Annotated in this window: 15 protein-coding genes, 1 tRNA gene, 3 pseudogenes and 1 other annotated feature; of the genes and pseudogenes, 5 read left to right on the plus strand and 14 right to left on the minus strand. The window is 49.7% G+C overall.

Translation table 11 applies throughout. The features are described from left to right. Nucleotides 1-53: 53 nt before the first annotated feature. Entirely contained in the window at nucleotides 54-1,421 is a 1,368-nt protein-coding gene (locus OGY33_RS05115; RefSeq protein WP_016154429.1) for an OprD family outer membrane porin, read from the minus strand. 382 nt (nucleotides 1,422-1,803) lie between these two features. On the opposite strand from OGY33_RS05115, the gene OGY33_RS05120 reads away from it, so the two are divergent. Further along, nucleotides 1,804-2,160, plus strand: coding sequence for an IS4/Tn5 family transposase DNA-binding protein (locus OGY33_RS05120; protein ID WP_016154428.1), 357 nt, complete (start codon nucleotides 1,804-1,806; stop codon nucleotides 2,158-2,160). A 172-nt stretch (nucleotides 2,161-2,332) separates the two neighbouring features. Here the strand turns inward: OGY33_RS05120 and OGY33_RS05125 are convergent, their stop codons facing one another. The 5 genes and pseudogenes from OGY33_RS05125 to OGY33_RS05145 form a co-directional block, all read right to left on the minus strand. Then, nucleotides 2,333-2,506, minus strand: a complete 174-nt coding sequence (locus tag OGY33_RS05125; RefSeq protein WP_016154426.1) for a hypothetical protein — start codon at nucleotides 2,504-2,506, stop codon at nucleotides 2,333-2,335. A gap of 325 nt (nucleotides 2,507-2,831) precedes the next feature. Beyond that, nucleotides 2,832-3,044 carry a YdgH/BhsA/McbA family protein gene (locus tag OGY33_RS05130; protein ID WP_016154425.1) on the minus strand — a complete coding sequence of 71 codons (213 nt, stop codon included), beginning with the start codon at nucleotides 3,042-3,044 and terminating at the stop codon, nucleotides 2,832-2,834. Nucleotides 3,045-3,470: 426 nt separating this feature from the next. Then, entirely contained in the window at nucleotides 3,471-4,211 is a 741-nt protein-coding gene (istB, locus tag OGY33_RS05135) for an IS21-like element helper ATPase IstB (protein WP_269150626.1), read from the minus strand. A gap of 13 nt (nucleotides 4,212-4,224) precedes the next feature. Next, a pseudogene (gene istA / locus OGY33_RS05140) lies at nucleotides 4,225-5,768 on the minus strand (IS21 family transposase). A 267-nt stretch (nucleotides 5,769-6,035) separates the two neighbouring features. After that, nucleotides 6,036-6,491: pseudogene (locus tag OGY33_RS05145) on the minus strand (IS66 family transposase); the annotation flags it as partial. A 50-nt stretch (nucleotides 6,492-6,541) separates the two neighbouring features. Here OGY33_RS05145 and OGY33_RS05150 point away from each other — a divergent pair. Beyond that, a protein-coding gene (locus OGY33_RS05150; RefSeq protein ID WP_162838707.1) for an IS3 family transposase occupies nucleotides 6,542-7,782 on the plus strand; the annotation gives its coding sequence in 2 pieces (ribosomal slippage) (nucleotides 6,542-6,857 and nucleotides 6,857-7,782; 1,242 coding nt in all). After that, nucleotides 6,850-6,966 (plus strand) — a sequence feature (AL1L pseudoknot). (Overlaps the previous gene by 117 nt.) 46 nt (nucleotides 7,783-7,828) lie before the next feature. Then, nucleotides 7,829-8,056, plus strand: a pseudogene (locus OGY33_RS05155) (transposase domain-containing protein); the annotation flags it as partial. A gap of 177 nt (nucleotides 8,057-8,233) precedes the next feature. Here the strand turns inward: OGY33_RS05155 and OGY33_RS05160 are convergent. The 4 genes from OGY33_RS05160 to OGY33_RS05175 all read right to left on the minus strand — a co-directional run bounded on the left by OGY33_RS05160 (nucleotide 8,234) and on the right by OGY33_RS05175 (nucleotide 13,490). Further along, on the minus strand, nucleotides 8,234-10,195 hold the full coding sequence (locus OGY33_RS05160) for a DUF3732 domain-containing protein (RefSeq protein ID WP_016154418.1): 1,962 nt from the start codon (nucleotides 10,193-10,195) through the stop codon (nucleotides 8,234-8,236). Continuing rightward, nucleotides 10,192-10,680: a three component ABC system middle component gene (locus tag OGY33_RS05165; protein ID WP_016154417.1), complete on the minus strand. Its 489-nt coding sequence runs from the start codon at nucleotides 10,678-10,680 to the stop codon at nucleotides 10,192-10,194. Before OGY33_RS05165 ends, OGY33_RS05160 begins: the two co-directional genes overlap by 4 nt. Continuing rightward, nucleotides 10,677-11,900 carry an ABC-three component system protein gene (locus OGY33_RS05170; protein ID WP_016154416.1) on the minus strand — a complete coding sequence of 408 codons (1,224 nt, stop codon included), beginning with the start codon at nucleotides 11,898-11,900 and terminating at the stop codon, nucleotides 10,677-10,679. The genes OGY33_RS05165 and OGY33_RS05170 overlap by 4 nt, the downstream gene beginning before the upstream one ends. 567 nt (nucleotides 11,901-12,467) lie before the next feature. Beyond that, complete coding sequence (locus OGY33_RS05175) at nucleotides 12,468-13,490, minus strand: IS110 family RNA-guided transposase (protein WP_016154415.1); 1,023 nt, start codon at nucleotides 13,488-13,490, stop codon at nucleotides 12,468-12,470. A 142-nt stretch (nucleotides 13,491-13,632) separates the two neighbouring features. Here OGY33_RS05175 and OGY33_RS05180 point away from each other — a divergent pair, with 142 nt between their 5' ends. Further along, nucleotides 13,633-13,848, plus strand: coding sequence for a DeoR family transcriptional regulator (locus tag OGY33_RS05180; RefSeq protein ID WP_223822565.1), 216 nt, complete (start codon nucleotides 13,633-13,635; stop codon nucleotides 13,846-13,848). Between the two features lie 43 nt (nucleotides 13,849-13,891). Here OGY33_RS05180 and OGY33_RS05185 read toward each other — a convergent pair whose 3' ends face one another. From OGY33_RS05185 to OGY33_RS05195, 3 genes are all read right to left on the minus strand, one after another. Further along, nucleotides 13,892-15,082 carry a tyrosine-type recombinase/integrase gene (locus OGY33_RS05185; RefSeq protein ID WP_016154414.1) on the minus strand — a complete coding sequence of 397 codons (1,191 nt, stop codon included), beginning with the start codon at nucleotides 15,080-15,082 and terminating at the stop codon, nucleotides 13,892-13,894. A 175-nt stretch (nucleotides 15,083-15,257) separates the two neighbouring features. Then, nucleotides 15,258-15,333 (minus strand) — tRNA-Phe (locus tag OGY33_RS05190). A gap of 105 nt (nucleotides 15,334-15,438) precedes the next feature. Next, nucleotides 15,439-16,146, minus strand: a complete 708-nt coding sequence (locus tag OGY33_RS05195) for a DUF554 domain-containing protein (RefSeq protein ID WP_048215570.1) — start codon at nucleotides 16,144-16,146, stop codon at nucleotides 15,439-15,441. A 468-nt stretch (nucleotides 16,147-16,614) separates the two neighbouring features. Between OGY33_RS05195 and OGY33_RS05200 the strand changes: the two genes are divergently transcribed. Further along, entirely contained in the window at nucleotides 16,615-18,750 is a 2,136-nt protein-coding gene (locus tag OGY33_RS05200) for an ornithine decarboxylase (RefSeq protein WP_191238137.1), read from the plus strand. Between the two features lie 52 nt (nucleotides 18,751-18,802). Here the strand turns inward: OGY33_RS05200 and OGY33_RS05205 are convergent, their stop codons facing one another. Beyond that, nucleotides 18,803-20,059, minus strand: coding sequence for a nucleoside permease (locus OGY33_RS05205; protein WP_008785778.1), 1,257 nt, complete (start codon nucleotides 20,057-20,059; stop codon nucleotides 18,803-18,805). Nucleotides 20,060-20,173: the final 114 nt, after the last annotated feature.

Genomic DNA, 20,173 nt, shown 5'->3' on the forward strand with positions numbered 1-20,173 from the left:
AACGTCATTCCGGTCTGTCCTGCTCAACAGCACAACAGACCGGAAACACTATATCAGAGAAGAGGAAGGGTATAACTGACTGTAACCCGGGTTTCATCCTGGTCACGCTGTCCAGCAGAGCCTTTTCTACTTGTGTCAGGCAGAGCGCTGCGCATTGTGGCATTTTTTACGGAGATGCCAAGTCCGTTAAGTATTCCCTCGGGGATAGTATAACTCAGGGCAATATCCCGTTCCCATTCCCCCTTTCGCCCATTCCCGGTATCAATATTATCGGCGTTCAGATAGAGGATACTTAGATTCAGCCCTTTGAGCCCTGCATCAGCAAAATTATAGGCGTACCGTGCCAGCCAGGTTCGCTCCCCCGCCCTGCTGAATTTTAGCAATTGTGCATCAGTAATTAACCAGGTGCTTGTTCCTTCTCCATCACCACGATTCAGATATGGAAAGTCACTTTTCCCCGTCAGCCACTGATAACCACTGCTCACACTGTGACCTCCAGAAGACCATGTCAACTGACCGCTATAAACATTGTTGTCCACTTCTCCCTTTGTGCGATTATTTCCGTAATAACCAGTACTTACATATCCGGCACTCCGTCCTGCAGCACTTCCGTTCTTTCCGTCTGCATCGCTGATGAATATACGAATATCTGATTTCAGGTTCCCGGAAACGATTTTCAGGTTATGTGCCAGTCCGATATAGTTTTGTCTGTAAAAATTATCCAGCTCACCGTAATAGTATGAGAGAGTCATGTCTTTCATAAGAGTATAGTCACCACCGGCGAAATAAAAACGATTACTGCTCCGTGAAGTGGGACCACTTCCATTGGCTCCGGCAATGGACATTCCGCGCATATCTGTGGAGTTACGTCCTTTTGTATGTGTGAGAACGCCGCCGGTCAGACTCAGATCGTCGATATCTGTTGATGATATTTGTCCTCCCTGATATGTCATGGGCAAAAGGCGGGCATCGTTGTATATAACGACGGGATTTTTGGGCTGAAGCGTTCCATAACGGAGTTCCGTATCAGATATTTTTGCCCTGCCGGTAACCCCCAGGCTACCGAACTGATGAACCGCTCTGCCATCATTGTCTAGCGGAAATACTGTACCGGGTTGCCGACCTGACGCCGGTGAGCCTGCTTTACCTCCTCCGTCAAGTCTGATGCCCAGTAGCCCCAGAGTGCTCAGTCCGAATCCCACTGGCCCTTCAGTATAACCTGAATCGTAATTGAGGATGAACCCCTGTCCCCATTCTTCCTGTTTACTGAACCCGTCCCCACTGCGATTATCTGTATTAATATAGAAATTGCGGAGTGTGAGATTGGCCTTACTGTCTTCAATAAAACCGGCTATCGCATTAGGGACTGTAACTCCCGGCATCAAAGCTACAGCAGATATTACGAGTGTAACTATTCTCATTCAGGTAATTCCTTTAGCTTGCCTGATATCAATATACGCGGTAACACGAAGGGAAAATGGCAGAAAATAATGAGGTATTTGTTTACCGCTGCACTAAGTACGAATCCAGTTCATATCAAAAACCATGAAGTGGCTACAGGGTCAAGACTTTTTTTTTCAGACTGACTGCTTATACCATGGATTGGCCCTATGCACCGTGTTTCTGCTGGTTGTAAGACAGGAGACTTCCGTTTAGACCGGCACTGTTTTCAGGGAGGGAATCAATCTGATGTATCAAGCGAATTGGGTTAATTGTAAGCGTCCAGCGAGACTTGCAACTACCCACAATTATATTAAGGTAATCATTATGATAATCAGCTAAATTACTTTCAGGGATGGTTGAATGATTAATCAGGAACAGACTTCGCTTTCATGGCTCGATGAGGAAATTAATTCTTCTGTCTTTAGCGATCGCCGCCGTGCCAGTCGTTTTAAAAGTCTCATGCAAAAACTCTGGCGGGGGATGGGCAACAGCCTCCCTTTTGCCTGCCAGGATAATGCAGCAACAAAAGCCGCTTACCGGTTCCTTTCCAGTGACAGGATTGATGAGCAGCACCTGCTGCAGGGACATTCCGAGGCTACCAGTCAAAGGATATATGCGCTGCAAGGTGAGAAGATTCTACTGCTTCAGGACACCACAACATTTGGCTACCACCGGGATAACCCTGATGCAGTAGGATTTGCAGGCAATCACACCTAATCAAGATGGGGAATGATGCAGGTGTCAATTGTGGGATCCTGATGCATTCGAGCCTGGCAGTGACGACATCAGGGCTCCCGCTGGGTCTGACCGCGGTGAAGTTCTGGACCCGAAAAAAATTCAAAGGCACTAACGCACTTAAAAGGAAAATTAATCCGACCGTTTTTTTACATCAGATCACTGGCTGACAGTCAAAGACGTGGCTCACGTCTTCATGGTTGACATAGTCTGTCCGGACAGAGATGTCCATATCCGAGCAAGTTTCCGGCAGGAACGAGGTTGCCATAGCTCCGGATGAGAGCATGCCAGTCAGAATCAGTACTGCAGTCACGCTAAATTTTTTCATCTGTATATTCCTCTTCATCAGATATCGCCGTTTCACCTGTTAATGTGTATTAAAAACCCTGTGGTTCATACAGGGTCAACACCCTTACGCTGTTTTTTCTGGTGGGATAAGGACAAAAAAAAAGGCTACCTGGGGGTAACCTGACTAAAACAGTCATCAAGGAAAACGGACAACAGGGATAGGGTTGTCCTGGAGGGTGTGTCCGCATGTGAGGTCGCCGGCGGAACCGGAGGTGACCCCCACTATAGTGGCAGTCAGTCCGGCAGTTCCCTCTGCGACCATCTCACGCGTTTACTGCTCAGGTTCAGGGTAATACCGTCCCGGATTACTTATCAAGTACTGCAGTCACGCGGGCAACGTTTTTCTGGTCTGCACTGGTGATGCGGTAGGACGAAGCACCGGATTCCTGGGCGATAGCGGCAATTTTCGCTTCCGCGTTGTTCAGGGTGTCAGCAGTAACGCTGACGGACTGGGCGAAGCCGGAGAAAGAAACTACGGAGAGCATACCGGCAGCAGCAAGCAGTTTGATGTTTTTCATGGTCATATTCCTTGGGTTATCTGGTCATCTGGTCATCTGGTGATACCGGCGTCATCGCCGTCTCACCTGTTGATGTGTATTAAAAACCCTGTAGTAAATACAGGGTCAACAAGTTATTTTGTAAATTATTGTCGGCTGTGTTTTTGTCGTTTTCATACAACCCAGCTCTTGAAAGAGACTCACTGTGGCTGACGAGAAATGAGAAAATACGGCCGTAACAGACACCGCGAAACCGGGATTGCGCTGGGGAGATAGGTCGGTGCAGGGCAAGTTAACTTACAGGATTAGTGAGGGTTTATGATGTTACGGCTACTGATTAAGTACGCGTGCGTATTCTGGCGAAGTTGAACGGTTATTCCGGAGGAACGTGAACGCGTTATTCCCTAACGCGCCCTAACTTCTTTTTATTACACCGACCGTTCACTTTCAGTCAACCTGTGCCAGTCGTTTTCTCATCGACTCACCCTTCATTTCCAGCCGGTGGGAGTTATGCATCAGACGATCAAGGATCGCGTCTGCCAGCGTGTTATCGCCAACGCAGCCATACCACTCATCCGTTGGCAGCTGGCTTATCATCACCGTGGCGTTCTTTCCGTATCTGTCATCCATCAGTTCCAGCAGATCGTTACGCTGCGCTGGCAGCAACGGCTCAAGGCCCCAGTCATCCAGGATAAGCAGCTGCGTTTTTGACAGCTGAGCCAGCTGCTTTCGGTAACTACCGTCTGCGCGGCTGTGCGTCAGTTCAACCAGCAACCGGTTCAGTCTCCAGTACTGTACGCTGTAACCCTGCTGGCAGGCGTTGTTGCCAAGGGCGCAGCCCACATAGGTTTTGCCGCAACCGCAGGGGCCGGTTATCAGCAGGTTCTGCCCCCTGACCACCCATTCGTTCTGGCTTAGCTGAGCGATCCGAGAACGTTCCAGGTTTCTCGCTGGCTGGTAGTCGATGTCCTGGACCGAGGCTTCAAGCCTCAGGCGGGCTTTTTGTAGCAGACGTTTCTGTTTACGCTGATCCCTTTCGAGTGATTCGCGCGTGACCAGCAACGCCAGTCTTTCCCTGAAGGAGAGCTCTTCGTAAGTGCCGGGTTGCTCCATCTGTGAGGACAGCGCGGCCGCCATTCCCGTCAGTTTCATTTCTGTCAGCTGTTTCATCAGCGTATGTGGCATTATCGGATCCCTTGTTTCAGTGGAAGTGGCGTGGGCCACGGATGTTTTCATGTTCCTGAGGAAGCTCCCGGGACGGGTGCAGATCTTTGTCCGCCGGAACCAGGTCGCGGTTATTCTTCAGGATCGACTTTATCTGCTTCAGCCGGGTTAACCCCTCTGCATTGGCCAGCCGACAGCTGTTATTGACGCGCTCAGAAGGATATTCACGCGTCAGGCTCAGCAGCCCCAGACACAGGCGATAGGCCTGTTCCGGATGCGCTTTTTCAGCCAGACGCTCGCTGACCCACGTGAAGGTGTCGGAGCCCACACCGGCCGCCCAGCTTTTCAGCCGCTCTGGCGTCCACTGCTGATGATGACGATGGCGCTCCGGCATATGTTCTGCTGCCGTACTGTTGCCCGGATGAAGACGCCGCGGGTGACTGGCGATCATCTGCCCGTCAGACCAGACTTCAAGCAGGTTGTCGAAGGCATGAAGCTCCACCGTTTTACCGACGTGCTGATGGGGGACTGAGTAGTGATGCTGTTCATATTCCACGTGATAATCGATATTCACCTTCGCTTTTTTGATGTGCCGGTAGCGCCACTGCTGCACCGGTAATGGCCTGAGCACAGTTTTGTCCAGCCTTTCGAAGGCCTCACGGCGATTGCCCGGCAGTTTTTTGAAGGGACGTTCGTTGAGCCCGGTTACCAGCGTACGGATACAGTGGTTCAGCTCAGCAAGCGAGAAGAAGACCTGGTGACGGAGCCGGGCCAGGATCCAGCGTTCGACGATCTGAACGCCAACTTCCGCCTTCGGCTTGTCTCTGGGTTTTCTGGGGCGGGCAGGTATCACCGCAACCTGATAATGCTCAGCCAGCTGCTGATAGGAGGGATTCAGTTCGGGATCGTAACGACTGGCTTTGCTAACCCCGCTTTTCAGGTTATCCGGAACCAGGATTTCGGGGACTCCACCGAAGAACTCCAGCATCCTGACGTGGCTGAGAAGCCAGTCTGACAGCGACTGCGTATAGGTAGCCTCCGCGAAGGTGTAGTTTGATGCGCCCAGCACCGCCACGAAGATCTGGGCCTGCCGGCATTCACCCGTCTCAGGTGAGATAACCGACACTGTGGGTCCACAATAGTCGATAAAGCATTTTTCACCGGCAAGATGCTGCTGGCGCATGGAGCGTTTCTGTGACTGGCACCAGGTCTGGTAGCGGCAGCAGAACTGCGAGTAGCTGTACGCCCGAACCGGCATCCTCTGGCAGTATTCCTCCCACAGCAGGTGGCGGGTGACGCCTTTTTACGCAGCTCCATATGGATTTCAGCCCAGTCGGGATCCTCCAGCGCGCCAGGACGACTGTCAGACTCAGGATAAAGCAGACTGGCAAGTAGGGGCTCTGACATTCCTTCCGGAAGTGGCCAGGAGATCCCAGCGGCTTCAAGTCGTTTGAGCATTTTCTGGATGGCACCCGTGCTGACATCTGCGCACTGGCTTATCTGGCGGAAGGACAGGCCGACTTCAAAACGCAGCCTTAAAATTTCATGGATTTTATGCATTGCGATTCTCTTGTTTGGCATATATCACACCCTGGAATAAAAGGGATAGATATAGCATCAAAAATCAATGCGTTAAGAATGATTCTGGCAACGTGAACGGCAATTCCGGTCGGGTGAACACCGATTCTGGCAAAATGAACAGTGATTCTGGTCATGGTGCAAAATCGGGGTATTTTCCGCCGGAATACGCGTTCACGCAAAACCAGAAATAGCGTTCACGTTCCGCCAGAATACGCAACGCGATCACCGCCGGAATGTGTAAGCGTTAAACGAGCGCCGTATTGACGGTTATTTATCGGTAAGAACCACGTTCCATGGCAGCAGTTCCGCCACTTTGTTGCTGGGCCATTCCGGCAGTACGCTCAGGATATGGCGAAGGTAGGCCTCCGGATCGATACCATTGAGCCTGCATGTTCCGATAAGACCATACAGCAGGGCTCCGCGCTCACCGCCGTGGTCGCTGCCGAAGAAGATAAAATTCTTTTTCCCAAGACAGACGGCACGAAGGGCTCGTTCGGCTGTGTTGTTATCAGGCTCTGCCAGGCCATCATCACAGTAGTAGCACAGCGCATCCCACTGGTTCAGGGCATAAGCGAACGCTTCGCCCAGACGGGATTTTTTCGACAGAGTGGCGCTTTTCTCCACTAACCAGTCATGCAGGGATATCAGCAGCGGCTTACTTCGGGACTGCCTGGCTGCCAGCCGCTCAGTTGCAGGGAGGCCCCGTATTGCTTCTTCGATTGAACCGCCCCGGGAATCCTGGAGACTAAACTCTCAGTAAAAGGAGATCCCTGATGAAATCAAAATCAGCTAATCGTTACCCGCCGGAATTACGTGAGCGCGCTGTCAGAATGCTCATTGAGCATCTTGATGAATATGACTCTGAACCGGATGCTATCCGTGCCATATCGTCAAAAATTGGTTGTCATTACGATACCCTGAAAGGCTGGCTACGCCAGCACAGAAATGACTTACGCGGTGGTATCAGCCCCGTCAGGACTGGTGATGGCGAGCTGACCAGTAACGAACGTCAACGTTTAAAAGAGCTGGAGAGGGAAAACCGGGAGTTGCGTCGCAGCAATGATATTCTGCGTCAGGCATCAGCCTATTTTGCTCAGGCGGAGCTCGACCGCCACTGGAAAAAATAATGCCACTGCTCGAACGTCTGAGTGGTGCCCACGGGGTCGGGCCGGTATGCCGCGAGCTGGATATTGCCCCGTCGACATATTACTGGCATCAGCAACGTCAGCAATCGCCGGAAAAACACAGCCTGCGCTCGCAGCGTGATGCGCTTCTGAAGGTGCAGATACAGCGGGTGTACGACGATAACTATGGCGTCTATGGAGCCCGCAAGGTCTGGCGTCAGTTACAGCGGGAGGGCATCGGCGTGGCCAGATGTACAGTGGTACGGTTGATGAAACTGATGGGGCTCGCAGGCGTGCTCCAGGGCAAAAAAGTCCGCACCACAACCAGTCGCAGAGATACCGCAGCACAGGACAGGGTAAACCGCCAGTTCGTAGCGGAATGTCCCAACCAGCTTTGGTGTGCAGATTTTACCTACGTCATCACCTGGCAGGGCTTCGCCTATGTGGCGTTCATTATCGACGTGTTCGCTGGCGTCATCGTGGGCTGGCGGGTCTCATCATCGATGGAAACGTCGTTCGTCCTGGATGCGCTGGAACAGGCACTGTGGTCACGGCGACCTTCGGGCACCATCCATCACAGCGACAAAGGCTCTCAGTATGTCTCGCTGGCCTACACGCAGCGGTTGCAGGATGCAGAGCTGCTGGCTTCCACGGGGAGTACCGGTGACTCGTATGATAACGCGATGGCGGAGAGTATCAACGGTCTGTACAAAGCGGAGGTCATCCACCGTCAGGCCTGGAAGAAGCGCTCAGAAGTGGAACTGGCTACGCTGGCATGGGGGGACTGGTACAACAATCGTCGGTTGCTGGAACGACTTGGTCACATCCCTCCGATAGAGGCAGAAAAAGCGTATTACGCTTCCATCGGGAACAAGGTTCTGGCAGCCTGAACTTCCGAACTTAACTCTCTCCAGGAAAACCGGGGCGGTTCAGTATGAAAACGCCCTCCGGGTGGTTGCGCTGGGGCGCCGTAACTACATGTTCTTCGGCTCTGATGGTGGTGGTGACAGTGCGGCAGTGATGTACAGCCTGATCGGTAGCTGCAAACTTAACGGCATCGAGCCGGAAGCCTGGCTGCGCCATGTGATCAGCGTCATCAACACCTGGCCCGCCAACCGCGTGAAAGAACTGCTGCCCTGGAACGTCACCCTCTCTGTAAACTAATTTTTACCCCACGTCCTTCACGGTGCGCTTACGGTCAGGCGGAGTTAAGGTATTGTAGAAGTGTTGATTTCGGCGGGCTTAGAATGCAAAAACGGACCACCATGGAGGTCCGTTGATATGAATTTGGTGCAAGACTCGCAATCGAACCAAAGATGCGGGGATTTTCAAAACTCGTGCTTAATTTGGTAATTCTGACGGTAAAGGCCAGTCTTCTGGTACCAGGGCAGGGGGCTTGGTCCAGGGAAGCTCGGTTAAAGCATCCTGGAACCACTGGTCGCGAAGATTTGCGTGCTCTGTCACGATAAGCTGGAAGCCTGGGACTTCTTCTTGTGTAAACTTCAGCAGTAACGCAAACAGTCTACGTACTGCTGCTAAGTCAGCATCAGCTTCCGTTTTCTGAACAGTACCATCAGCTTCCTGGTAAATTTTTTCAGAAGGGAAATAAACTTGGGTAGGCTGATCAATTAAAAGAAACTGAGGAATGGGGCAATTGTTCTTTGAAGCAAAGAGATGAAGGGCTAACAAGGCAGACAGGTGATAAGCGAGATGATTTTCGCCACCGCCAGTTCGACTCATTGGTACCGGACGATCTGTACGATCAAAGATAATAGTCATTTGGCTTAGATCAAACCGTGCAGGGAGCCCCTGAAATTCTGCATCAAAAGCCTGGATGTAGCGTGTAATCTGTGACGAAATGTTATTCAGAATAGATATGAGTCTTTCATGGCTGCTATCAGCTCCAAATTTCCTTTGTAGGTCTTCGACTTTGAGCTTTAGACGACGATTTTCTGCTTCATATGTGGCCAGTTCTGAGTTAGGTACAAGGTCTTCAAGGAACAAACTTATACGACCAATTACTCTTGCCGCAGCATTATTGCGTGTGCCTAATTGCTCAATAACTTCGTTTGCCGCGATTGCCGCAGCAAGCTCCACTTCTTTGGCTCTTATCGAACTTACAATGGTCTGAACCTCATCTTCTAGTTCAGTAAGATAAACATCCATTTTAGGGCGTTGGCCAGCCACAATGCTCATTTCAGCGTCGAGAGTTGTTAGTTCGCTCAGGAGTGCTTTAGCAATTGGAGATTCCAGTGCTAAATTTGCTTCACAGAATGGCCATTGCCATTCACCAGTTTCCGGATTTTTCGGTAGAGCCTTGATAGAAGATAATCGGTCTTGCTGCTCTAAAACTTCGTTTTCAAAATTACCTGATTGCTTGGCATACATCCGAGCAGAATCAATTCGGGACTGGGTCTGACGTCTGTCTTGTCGTAAACCAGCAATTTCATTTTCAAGAATGGATATTCTATGTCCATCGTCTTCAGGTAGGGGGGACGGAATCCATTGCATTGCAGAACGCAAAACATCAATTACTTCGTCAGTTCCGATTCTCTCTTTGTCTTGTGTGATGATACCCACGGCTCTGGCTTCAGATAAAAGCCCAGAACCTTTTAGCAGTGATGTATCGATTGTATCGCGAGCTTGTTCAAGACGTTTGGCGTTGATTTTCAGATCTCGTTGTGCTGTTCGGAGTTTGGCCTCAAGTTCATAGCGATCATTTGATGAAATACCTAAAAGAATCGGTAATGTGTCGCGAATAGCTTGTGGCTGAAATGCCTCATTTTGTCGATAAAAAAGTTGATCTTTATTTGCTACAAGGCCCTGCTTTTGGAAAAGGTAATAAAAAGTATGCTTGATGTTTGCTTCAAAGCTTTCTCTGCTGTGCCCAATTGCCACGTCTGTACGGTTCTCGCGGATGCCAAGTAATCGTGACAACAGTGCGACTACAGAATCATCATCGGTGTTAACCGAGAGGTCTTTGAAATTTGGTGCGGTCAGTTCATTTCCTCGTCGCAGCATAACGGTGCCACAGCTTGTGGCTCCTGCATTTGGTGTTGGTTTCGCGATTAGTACTTGTTCCTGTGAAAATTGATAAATGACTGCGAACCATGACACTTTATCGCGAATAATACCTTCTGGTACGTTAAAAGTAGATCGACCCATACAGTATTCAATGATCTCAGAAAGAGCTGATTTACCGGTTGAGGAACGGCCAGTAATGACATTTAAACCATTAACCTTAAATTGCAGGTCCCGACGTTGGCCATCATGGCTGTAGACATGAATCGACTTAATTTTCATGGGCGTATTCCAAAGGTCGTGTACACCGTAACGCGATCTGCAATACGGGCAAATTCTTTTCCTATATAGCGCGCGACACGCTGGCATGAGATTGATTCTTCAGTCCCTATGACCGATTTGCGAACTTTATTAGGTATTGTTTTCAATCGGCCGTCTTGCGTTACGACAAAACATCCTCGTTCCATGAGCACTCCAAAAGCTTCAAGCGTAAATGGCAGCATATTATTGACGCGGTTAGCAAAATTAATGAGTAATTTGGGATTGTTTTCTATAGTTTTCAAAAGGTAGCGGCGAGGATTTTCAGCAAACACTTGGCGAGAATCTTTTTGCAGACATAATGGTAAAACTAAAAGAGCGAGAGAAAATGGCATGCCCTGTGAGTTTTCCTCTTCGTAGCTCTGCATTGCTCTGAATAGTACAACACCACAAAATGCAGGATTGAAAAGATTCCTTATCTCGAATGGACGCTGATCCCATTGCTTCATGCTTGGGCTCCCAACAATTGCCCAATTCTATTTAGGAAGTGGGGATGCCAGAAAATTTTGGGTAGTGGTCTACTGTTCGCAAGGATGTGAAATCCTCCTCGAACTACATAAGGCTCAGTCACTCGTTCTCGGATTCGCAATGAGTGAATATTACCACTTTCAAGATCGGCCCATTGATACAATGCTTTTCCCGCAGTAATAAGTACTTCGTCAGCTGAATTTTCATCTAATTCTTCAAAAACTACGTCTTTATAGCGACTCCATTCATCAACAAGGCGGTCTTCATAATCTTCCATCTCTCCTGTTACCAAAAGGTTTTCACGCGCCCATGAAGAACGCTGCTCAAATGCTCGGTAGTAGTCGAGAATAGCGTTTCGGATACGATTAGAGGAAACCCCTATTTCACGGAGTTGCACAACAAAGAGCCTGGGATCATTCATCGCATCGATTTCTCCAACGGGAATTTTTCCTCTGAACGTAATCGGCAGATTGTCCGATTTGTACTCTTCAGAAAATGCTGCAAGTTTGTCGGAAATCTCATAACCAAAAATCGCCTCTTTACGTTTCCCTGTTAGCAGATCGACTATCGTGTTATTCCACCACCCTTCAAGTCGTTCAAAAATAGCGTCTCGGTTATCGCGTCTAATGATACGCATGTGTTGATTTTTGATAATTGTTGGGAGGTCTTCAATGCGAGGCCCGCCATCAAATATGATTATCCGTGATAAGAAGTCATCTTTTTGCTCATCAGTCAGTTTATTGAACTCATCGGCTATTGCCGTGATCAGTTTTGACTTGCTTCTAGCCAGAGCTGTGTTGGTGAGTTGAGTTATTGATACTGAATTATCGTCTTTTGTTGGCGGTTCGACTAAGAAGTGTTGCAGGAACGAGGAGTTTGAGATAGATCCGGTCGTAAACAAAAAGAAACGAAGATTTGCTTCGGTTTTACCATCACGATTATAGCGGTCAAGCCAGATGCGGACTGACTTCCAAAAATCGGTAGACAGGTCGGTTAGAGTATCCCCATCCCCTTTGTGTTTGAGCGATGCCAGTGTTTTGACACCATCAAAACTAACGAAGTCTAGGTCATCATCTTTTTCGATCAAAACAGATGTATCTTCTGGCCACTGAAGAAGCTTAAGTAGCGCAAAACGAGGCTGATAGATATACCCTAAGCCCTGTTCACCAGCAGCGTATTGATCGCTAGATACTCCGGTCATTTTAAGTCCCTGCGTCGATTGCGCTTTCAGCTGTACGGAAAATGGCTCATGAAAGCAACAAGTTACCATCCAATGTTTGGTGGTACGTATCACATCATCGATATTAGCTTAAAACAATACCACTGTGTTTCCTGCGTGAATAGAAAAAGTAAGTACTTGAGAATGCTAAATGTGAAGTGAATAGCCTTCCGTGCCGAGGTTTATCGTGCTGATGAGGCACTTTGTAACCTGAATGGAAAACGGCGTTCGGTCATGTGAAGGTTTTTGTTGTAAAAACGCTTCTTAATAGGGGGACCTATATGGTCTTCCCCCGTATTGCAAGAACGCAGTGACAATGAAAGTAACAGGTTTGCTTTCGTATATTCGGCCTGTTGATGAAGCTACTGCTTCTGGCCTTGATGAAACATTCGCGCATATCGTCCTTAACGCTTACACGGCCTTGATTAATTCTGGCCAAGCCCCGATCCCAGGTTTTCGATATGCAGGTTTGACCTGTTTTTCATCGTTTCTGCTTTCTACGCAATGCTGGAGTTAACGGTATAAATTACCCTGTTTCAACTTCTTATTTCATGCTACCGAAACCCGGTAAACTTCATTACGAGTGATAATAACCCAGACAATACGAATTAACTTATTTGCCAGGGCGACGACTGCCCTGTTAAATCCTCGTTTCTCCCGGACCAGGTTAACCCATGAGCTAAGTTGATCCGTTTTGCCTGCGGATCTGAACAAAACAGCTCGGGCACCATGTATCAGCATTGATCTGACGTAGCTGTTTCCACATTTGGTGATCCCCAGAAGAACCTGTTGCCCCCCTGTGCTGAATTGTCGTGGAACCAACCCAAGAGCCGCTGAAGCATCCCGACCTCTTTTAAACTGTTTTCCATCACCCATCCAGCTTTTCACTGCCAGACTAACCAGTGGACCAAAACCCGGAATAGAAAGTAGGCGCTGGCATACTGAATCCCCGGCGGCATTTTTTCGCTGTCGGTTGTCATACCATATGAGTTCATCATCCAGAGCCGCCAGCCGCTGATATTGCCGTTGTAACAGTTCACGCATCTGGGGCGTAAATCCATTCTCTGCATCTTCAAGCAACTCGGGTAATTTACGTCGAAGCTCAGTTGCGCCTTTACGCAAAACAATACCATACTCTGCCATTAACCCTCTGATATGGTTGATTAACTGCGTTCTTTCTTCAGAAACAAGTCGTCGCATTTTTAAAAAGGTTTGTTCATCCTGCTGAGATAGCGTTTTTACCGGAACTGGGCGAATTGTTCCGTGCCAGCAGGCTTCGGCAATGGCCTGAGCATCGTTATAGTCGTTTTTCTGGCGACGCTGATAAGCCCTGACGTGCTGAGCGGGTAGCATCACAACATCATGCCCCGTCTTTTGAATTTCTCTGGCCCAGTGATGAGAAGCACCACATGCCTCCATGGCGACAATCATCCTGGACTGTGTCGTAAACCAGCCAATCAACTTTTCACGAGAGAGCTTAATCCTTCCACCAGGCTTCCCTTCCGGTGAAAGGCTGAAAAGATAAAAATTTGTTTTCGCAAGATCAATTCCAATAATGTTCAGCCTTGACATGGTTTCTCACCCTTTCAACGCTGATTGAATTACCACCATCATGACGGTATTGAGAGTCGCCGTGAAGGAGGGGGTAGACCATCTCATCGCTTACGTTGCTGATGAAGACATTACAAACATCGCGGTGTATTAATCAACGGGGATCAGGTCAACCCGCCTCAACAATGGCGAGTCACTGACCGTCAGGAGCCTTGCTGACGAATTTAGCATTTGCGAAAAAACAATACGGCGTGATCTGACCGAACGTCTTGCTTACCTGAACTTGCTCCGACAGGGAAAGCAGTACTGGATCGCTTCACGTTTAAGTCCATACAGCGCGGTAAATATGCCAGAAGGTTATAGAACAAACAAAAAATAAAAGAATTACGTTCCCCGCACCTTCAGGTGCGGGTGAACAACCACTAACTTTTTGTCGATGAACTGAGAAGATTGTCAATATAATCAGCGTACCACTGCATCATTTCTCGTCTTCCATCCAGATACTGTGCATGGTTATATGTGCCGCGAATGCTGTTTTTATCCACGTGAGCGAGCTGCATCTCGATCCAGACTGTATTAAACCCCTGCTCATGCAAAATGGTGCTCATAGTGTGGCGAAAGCCGTGTCCGGTAGCTTTACCATCGTAGCCGATACGTTTGATAACCATGTTGATACTGGCTTCACTCATCGGTTTGTTGATGTTGCAGCGCCCTGGAAACACGAGTTGATACTGACCGGTATAAGTGCGGAGTTCCAGCAGGATCGACAGAACCTGGTCTGACAAAGGCACCAGATGTTTGCGGCGCTTTTTCATCCGGCTTTCGGGGATTGTCCACAATGCATTCTCCAGATCAAACTCTTGCCATTCTGCAGCGCGAAGTTCAATCGTACGAACCCCCGTCAGTAGCAGCAGACTGGTTGCCATACGCGTAATGCAACTGCCATGGTAATTAGCCAGACTGGCAAGGAACGCGGGTAACTCGGATGCCTGTAGGTGAGGGAAGTGCTCGGTCTTTGGTGCGGTCAGAGTACCGGTCAGTTCCGCAGCTGGATTAATCGTCGCACGCCCTGTTGCTATGGCGTAACGGAAGATCTGATTGCAGTACTGCCGGACCTTACGTAATTTTTCCAGCGAACCGCGTTTTTCAATCAGCCGTAAAACTTCCAGCATCTCCAGAGGCAGGATCTCAGCGACAGGGCGTTTGCCCACATACGGGAAAATATCCTTCTCCAGCGCCTCCTGAACGCTTTCTGCGTAGCTTTCCGACCATGAGATACACTTATGCTTATGCCACTCCATGGCGAGTGCCCTGAAGGTATTTACGACGGATATTTTTTTGGCGAGTTTTTCGAGCTGCTTTTTCTCACTCGGATCGCCGCCATCAGCAATCACTTTTCTGGCTTCATCGCGTTTTACACGCGCGTCAGCCAGAGAGATTTCAGGATAAACACCGATAGATAACTTTTTCTCTTTACCGGCGATACGGTATTTCATACGCCAGTAGCGTTTTCCGGTGGTGGTTACCAGGAGAAAAAGGCCACGTTCGTCAGAGAGTTTATAGTCCTTCTCTTTAGGCTTGGCGGTCTCGACCTGCCGGGCTGTCAGTGCCATATGGGGGCCTCAATTTTCATTGAACACAAAGAGCCCCCTGAAAAGCCCCCGGATGCAACTTGATTTAGAGAGAATCGAGTTGAGGTCAGTGGAGTTCGTAATGTTGGAAAGTGGCGTATAGCAGTGATTATACTTGAGTTTTGTGATGTTTGGGAGACGTACATTGAAGTGAAAGTGGTGCCCGGACTCGGAATCGAACCAAGGACACGGGGATTTTCAATCCCCTGCTCTACCGACTGAGCTATCCGGGCAACGAGGCGCATTAAAACCGATTCGCTTCGTTTCGTCAACGAAATTTCTTCAAATCAACGCAGACTGCACAATCTATCACCACATTGTTGCTATTGCACGCATTCTCAGGCAAAAAATGCCGTCCACGCGGCGGAAAGCGGCATTGCCAGCAGAAGGGCAGGAAGCATATTCACAACCGCAAACATTTTGATTCCACAAATACGTAAACCGGTTGCCAACAACAGCAGTCCACCTACGGCGCTGAAATCGGCCATCATGGCTGGCGTCGTCAGGGGCAAAATCATTGCCGCGCAGGTGGCAAGCGTTAACTGGATTGCCAGCATCGGTACACAAATTGCCGATACCGCGATACCTAATGAACAGGCAAAAATGATGGCCGTGAAGAAATCAAGAAACGACTTGGCGATTAAAATATTTGGATCGCCGGTCATCCCTTCATGTATCGCCCCGAAGATCCCGGTACCACTGGCGCAAAATAGCACGATGATGGCCACATAGCTCTGGATGAAGGATTCGTGCGTGGTGTTGGCATCCGACCGGGTGAAAAGCTGCTGCGCTTTGGCAACCGCGGTATTGATCCCTTTTTCCAGATAACAGAACTCACCAATTAATGCACCGACCAACGTAGCCAGGACCATCACCGGTAGGTTAGCGCATTTGATAACCAGCAAAATACCAATTCCCAAAGAGCACAATCCGAATATGGAGGTCATGGAGGCACGAATGCGTTCCGGTAAATGCTGGCTGAGTAGTGCGCCGAGAACACCACCAAATAAAATGGCGCCAGCATTAATAAAGGGTCCAATTACCACGTTTGCTCCTGCATACCCATTATCGTCTTGATGCTAAAGGCAATTCTCTGGGTAAAATATGTTTTCAGATTGCATTATTATGCCGCGATTGACAGGCGGATTGCTTGTTTATCTGTGAGGTTCAGGCTCCGGATTTTATCTTGCGCCTGAAAGTGAAAGGTGCCATGATTGCGCGAATTTTCTCCTGTCTGAATGGGGCTGCCTGGGATGATATTACTCCCCCTACATCGCCTTCAACATCGCCTTTTTGCGCGACGTTTGCCCCTTCCTGCGACTTATCTTTACGCTCCCACCATGCGGTGAGGGCAGCGCACGCTCACTGCAGGATAACAGTAAAATCAGAGGCTATCTGCTTTTACTGATGTCTGGCGGTCGGGGCTGGTAACCAGTTTGACCTGTCATTTCGTGGGCAAAGCAATATGGCTTTGTCCGGGACTTTTGATTTTCCCGAAACGGGTTATTGCGCTTATGAAATCAATGAAAATTGCCGCCAGTGGAGAACTGGTTTCTCGTCTGTCCAGCCATCGTCAGGTGGTGTCGCTGGACAGTACTGATTTTACTGACGTTGCGGCAGTCGTCATTACCGTTGCGGATAGCCGCAGCGGGATCCTTGCTTTGCTGAAACGCACCGGTTTTCATATACCCGTGTTTCTGTTCGCAGAGTCGGATGTTGATCTGCCGGCGGGCGTGAATGCGGTCATTCGCGGTCAGGCGCAGGACTGGCTGGAGCTGGAGTCTGCTGCCTGTCAGTATGAAGAAGATTTGCTGCCGCCGTTCTATGACACGTTGACTCAGTATGTCGAGATGGGGAACAGCACATTTGCCTGCCCAGGACATCAACACGGTGAGTTCTTTAAAAAGCATCCTGCGGGGCGCCATTTCTACGAGTTCTTTGGCGAGAATCTGTTTCGCGCGGATATGTGCAACGCCGACGTTAAGCTTGGCGATCTGCTGATTCATGAAGGCTCGGCGAAACATGCGCAGAAATTTGCCGCGAAAGTTTTCCACGCGGATAAAACCTACTTTGTGCTGAACGGGACCTCTGCGGCCAATAAAGTAGTAACCAATGCGCTGCTGACGCGCGGCGATCTGGTGCTGTTTGACCGTAATAACCATAAGTCGAACCACCACGGTGCGCTGATCCAGGCGGGTGCGACGCCGGTGTATCTGGAAGCGGCGCGTAATCCGTTTGGCTTTATTGGCGGTATTGACGAGCACTGTTTTGATGAGGAGTATCTGCGCCAGCAACTTCGCGAGGTTGCGCCGCAAAAGGCCGATCAACCGCGCCCGTTCCGTCTGGCGATCATTCAGCTCGGCACCTATGACGGTACGATCTACAATGCCCGGCAGGTGATCGACAAGATCGGTCATCTGTGTGATTACATCCTGTTTGACTCCGCATGGGTCGGCTACGAACAATTTATTCCGATGATGGCCGATGGGTCACCGCTGCTGTTGGATCTCGATGCTAACGATCCGGGGATCTTTGTCACCCAGTCGGTACACAAACAGCAGGCCGGATTCTCGCAAACTTCGCAGATCCACAAAAAGGATAACCATATTCGCGGTCAGGCGCGGTTCTGCCCGCATAAGCGTCTGAATAATGCATTTATGCTGCATGCTTCTACCAGTCCGTTTTACCCGCTGTTTGCGGCGTTGGATGTTAACGCCAAAATCCATGAAGGCGAGAGCGGCCGTCGGCTATGGGCGGAGTGTGTGACGCTGGGCATTGAGGCCCGTAAAGCGATTCTTACCCGCTGCAAGATGATTCAGCCGTTTATTCCCCCGGTAGTTGATGGCAAACCGTGGGAAAGCTATCCGACGCAGGTGATTGCCAGCGAGCGCCGCTTCTTTAGCTTTGAACCGGGTGCTAAATGGCATGGTTTTTCCGGCTACGCGCGTGACCAGTATTTCGTTGACCCTTGCAAACTGCTGTTAACCACTCCAGGCATTGACGCACAAACCGGGCAATATACCGAGTTTGGTATTCCGGCGACGATTCTGGCGCATTACCTGCGTGAAAACGGCATCGTACCGGAGAAATGCGACCTTAACTCGATTCTGTTCCTGCTGACCCCGGCAGAAAGCGCAGAGAAACTGGCGCAACTGGTGGCGATGCTGGCACAGTTTGAGCAGCATATTGAAGACGATACGCCGCTGGCAGATGTGCTGCCCACCATCTTCAATAAGTATCCGGTACGCTATCGGGATTACACGCTGCGTGAACTGTGCCAGGAGATGCACTCACTGTACGTCAGCTTTGATGTGAAAGATCTGCAAAAAGCGATGTTTCGTCAGGAAAGTTTACCTGCCGTGGCGATGAACCCACAGGATGCGAACAGCGCTTTTATCCGTGGTGATGTTGAACTGGTGCGGATTAGTGAAGCAGCTGGCCGCATTGCGGCGGAAGGTGCGCTGCCTTATCCTCCGGGCGTGCTGTGCGTGGTACCGGGCGAAGTATGGGGTGGGGCGGTACAGCAATATTTCCTGGCGCTGGAAGAGGGCGTAAACCTGCTGCCAGGCTTCTCGCCGGAGCTGCAAGGTGTTTACAGTGAAACGGATGCAGACGGTATTAAGCGTCTGTATGGATATGTTGTGAAGTAAGCGCAAAAAAAGCGGGTTACCTTTTGGTAACCCGCTTTTCTCTGCGTAAACGTTAGTGCGCGATAGTCTGTGTGCCTGCTGGAACGCGTACGTGTTTGTATTTAAACAGCGCAACGAAGGCAAAAGCCAGAACCAGCGAGTAACCTGCGAAGATCAACCACACGGTCTGCCAGTCGGTAATACCGTTCAGCGTATAGTGTTCAACGACTTTACCGCTCACCAGTCCGCCCAGAATACAACCGAAACCGTTGGTCATCATCAGGAACATACCCTGTGCGCTGGCGCGGATTTCAGGGCGTACTTCTTTCTCCACGAACACGGAACCAGAGATGTTGAAGAAGTCGAAGGCGCAGCCGTAAACAATCATCGACAGAACCAGCAGCACGGTACCGAACGGCGTTGGATCGCCGTAGGCAAACAGGCCGAAGCGCAGCATCCACGCCACAATACTGATAAGCATCACGTTCTTAATACCGTAACGGCTTAAGAAGAACGGGATGGTCAGGATAAACAGCGTCTCGGAAATCTGTGAAATCGACATCATCACCGATGCGTGTTCCACGATAAAGCTACCGGAGAACAGTGGGTTGTTATCGAAGCTGTGCAGGAAGGTGTTACCAAACATATTGGTAATCTGCAGCTCTGCGCCCAGCATCATTGAGAAGATGAAGAAAATCGCCATACGCTTGTTTTTAAACAGCGCGAAAGCATCCAGACCGAGCATTGATGTCCAGCTCTGGTTTTTCTGCTGATTGGCAACCGGAATATGCGGCAGCGTCAGGGTGAACAGTACCAGTACCAGGGACAATGTCGCACCGATGTACAGCTGCATATGGCTCAGTTCAAAGCCGGAGAAGCTCACGGCCCACATCGCCAGAATAAAGCCGATGGTGCCCCAGATACGAATTGGCGGGAAGTCGGTAACGATATCCATCCCGGCAGATTGCAGGCGATAGTAGGAGATGGTGTTGATTAGCCCCAGTGTTGGCATATAGGCCAGGGAGTTAAGCAAGATCACAAAGAACATGGCCCCTGGCGTGGTGACTTCGGCTGCGGCAAACAGCGTTCCTGCGCCGACCAGGTGGCAAAGGGCGTAAACCCACTTCGCACTGATCCATTTATCGGCCACGATCCCTAACAGCGTTGGCATAAACACGGCGGCGATCCCCAGCGAGCTATACACCGCGCCAATGGATGCACCATCGAATTTAAGGGTGACAAACATATAGGAGCCGAGGGTAGTGAGCCAACTACCCCATAAGCAGAACTGCAGAAACGAGAGAACTTTCAGCTGCAGCTTAAGATTCATGTTAATTTCCTCACACCGTAATGCGGATGAATGTTTTAAAAGGCACATTTGCCGTGGCTATATGATGTGATTCTATCAATGAGAGGCACTCTTTTTTTGTTACCTGTGACAAAT

Origin of the sequence: Citrobacter sp. Cpo032 (assembly GCF_030332975.1) — a bacterium.
Taxonomy (GTDB): domain Bacteria; phylum Pseudomonadota; class Gammaproteobacteria; order Enterobacterales; family Enterobacteriaceae; genus Citrobacter; species Citrobacter portucalensis.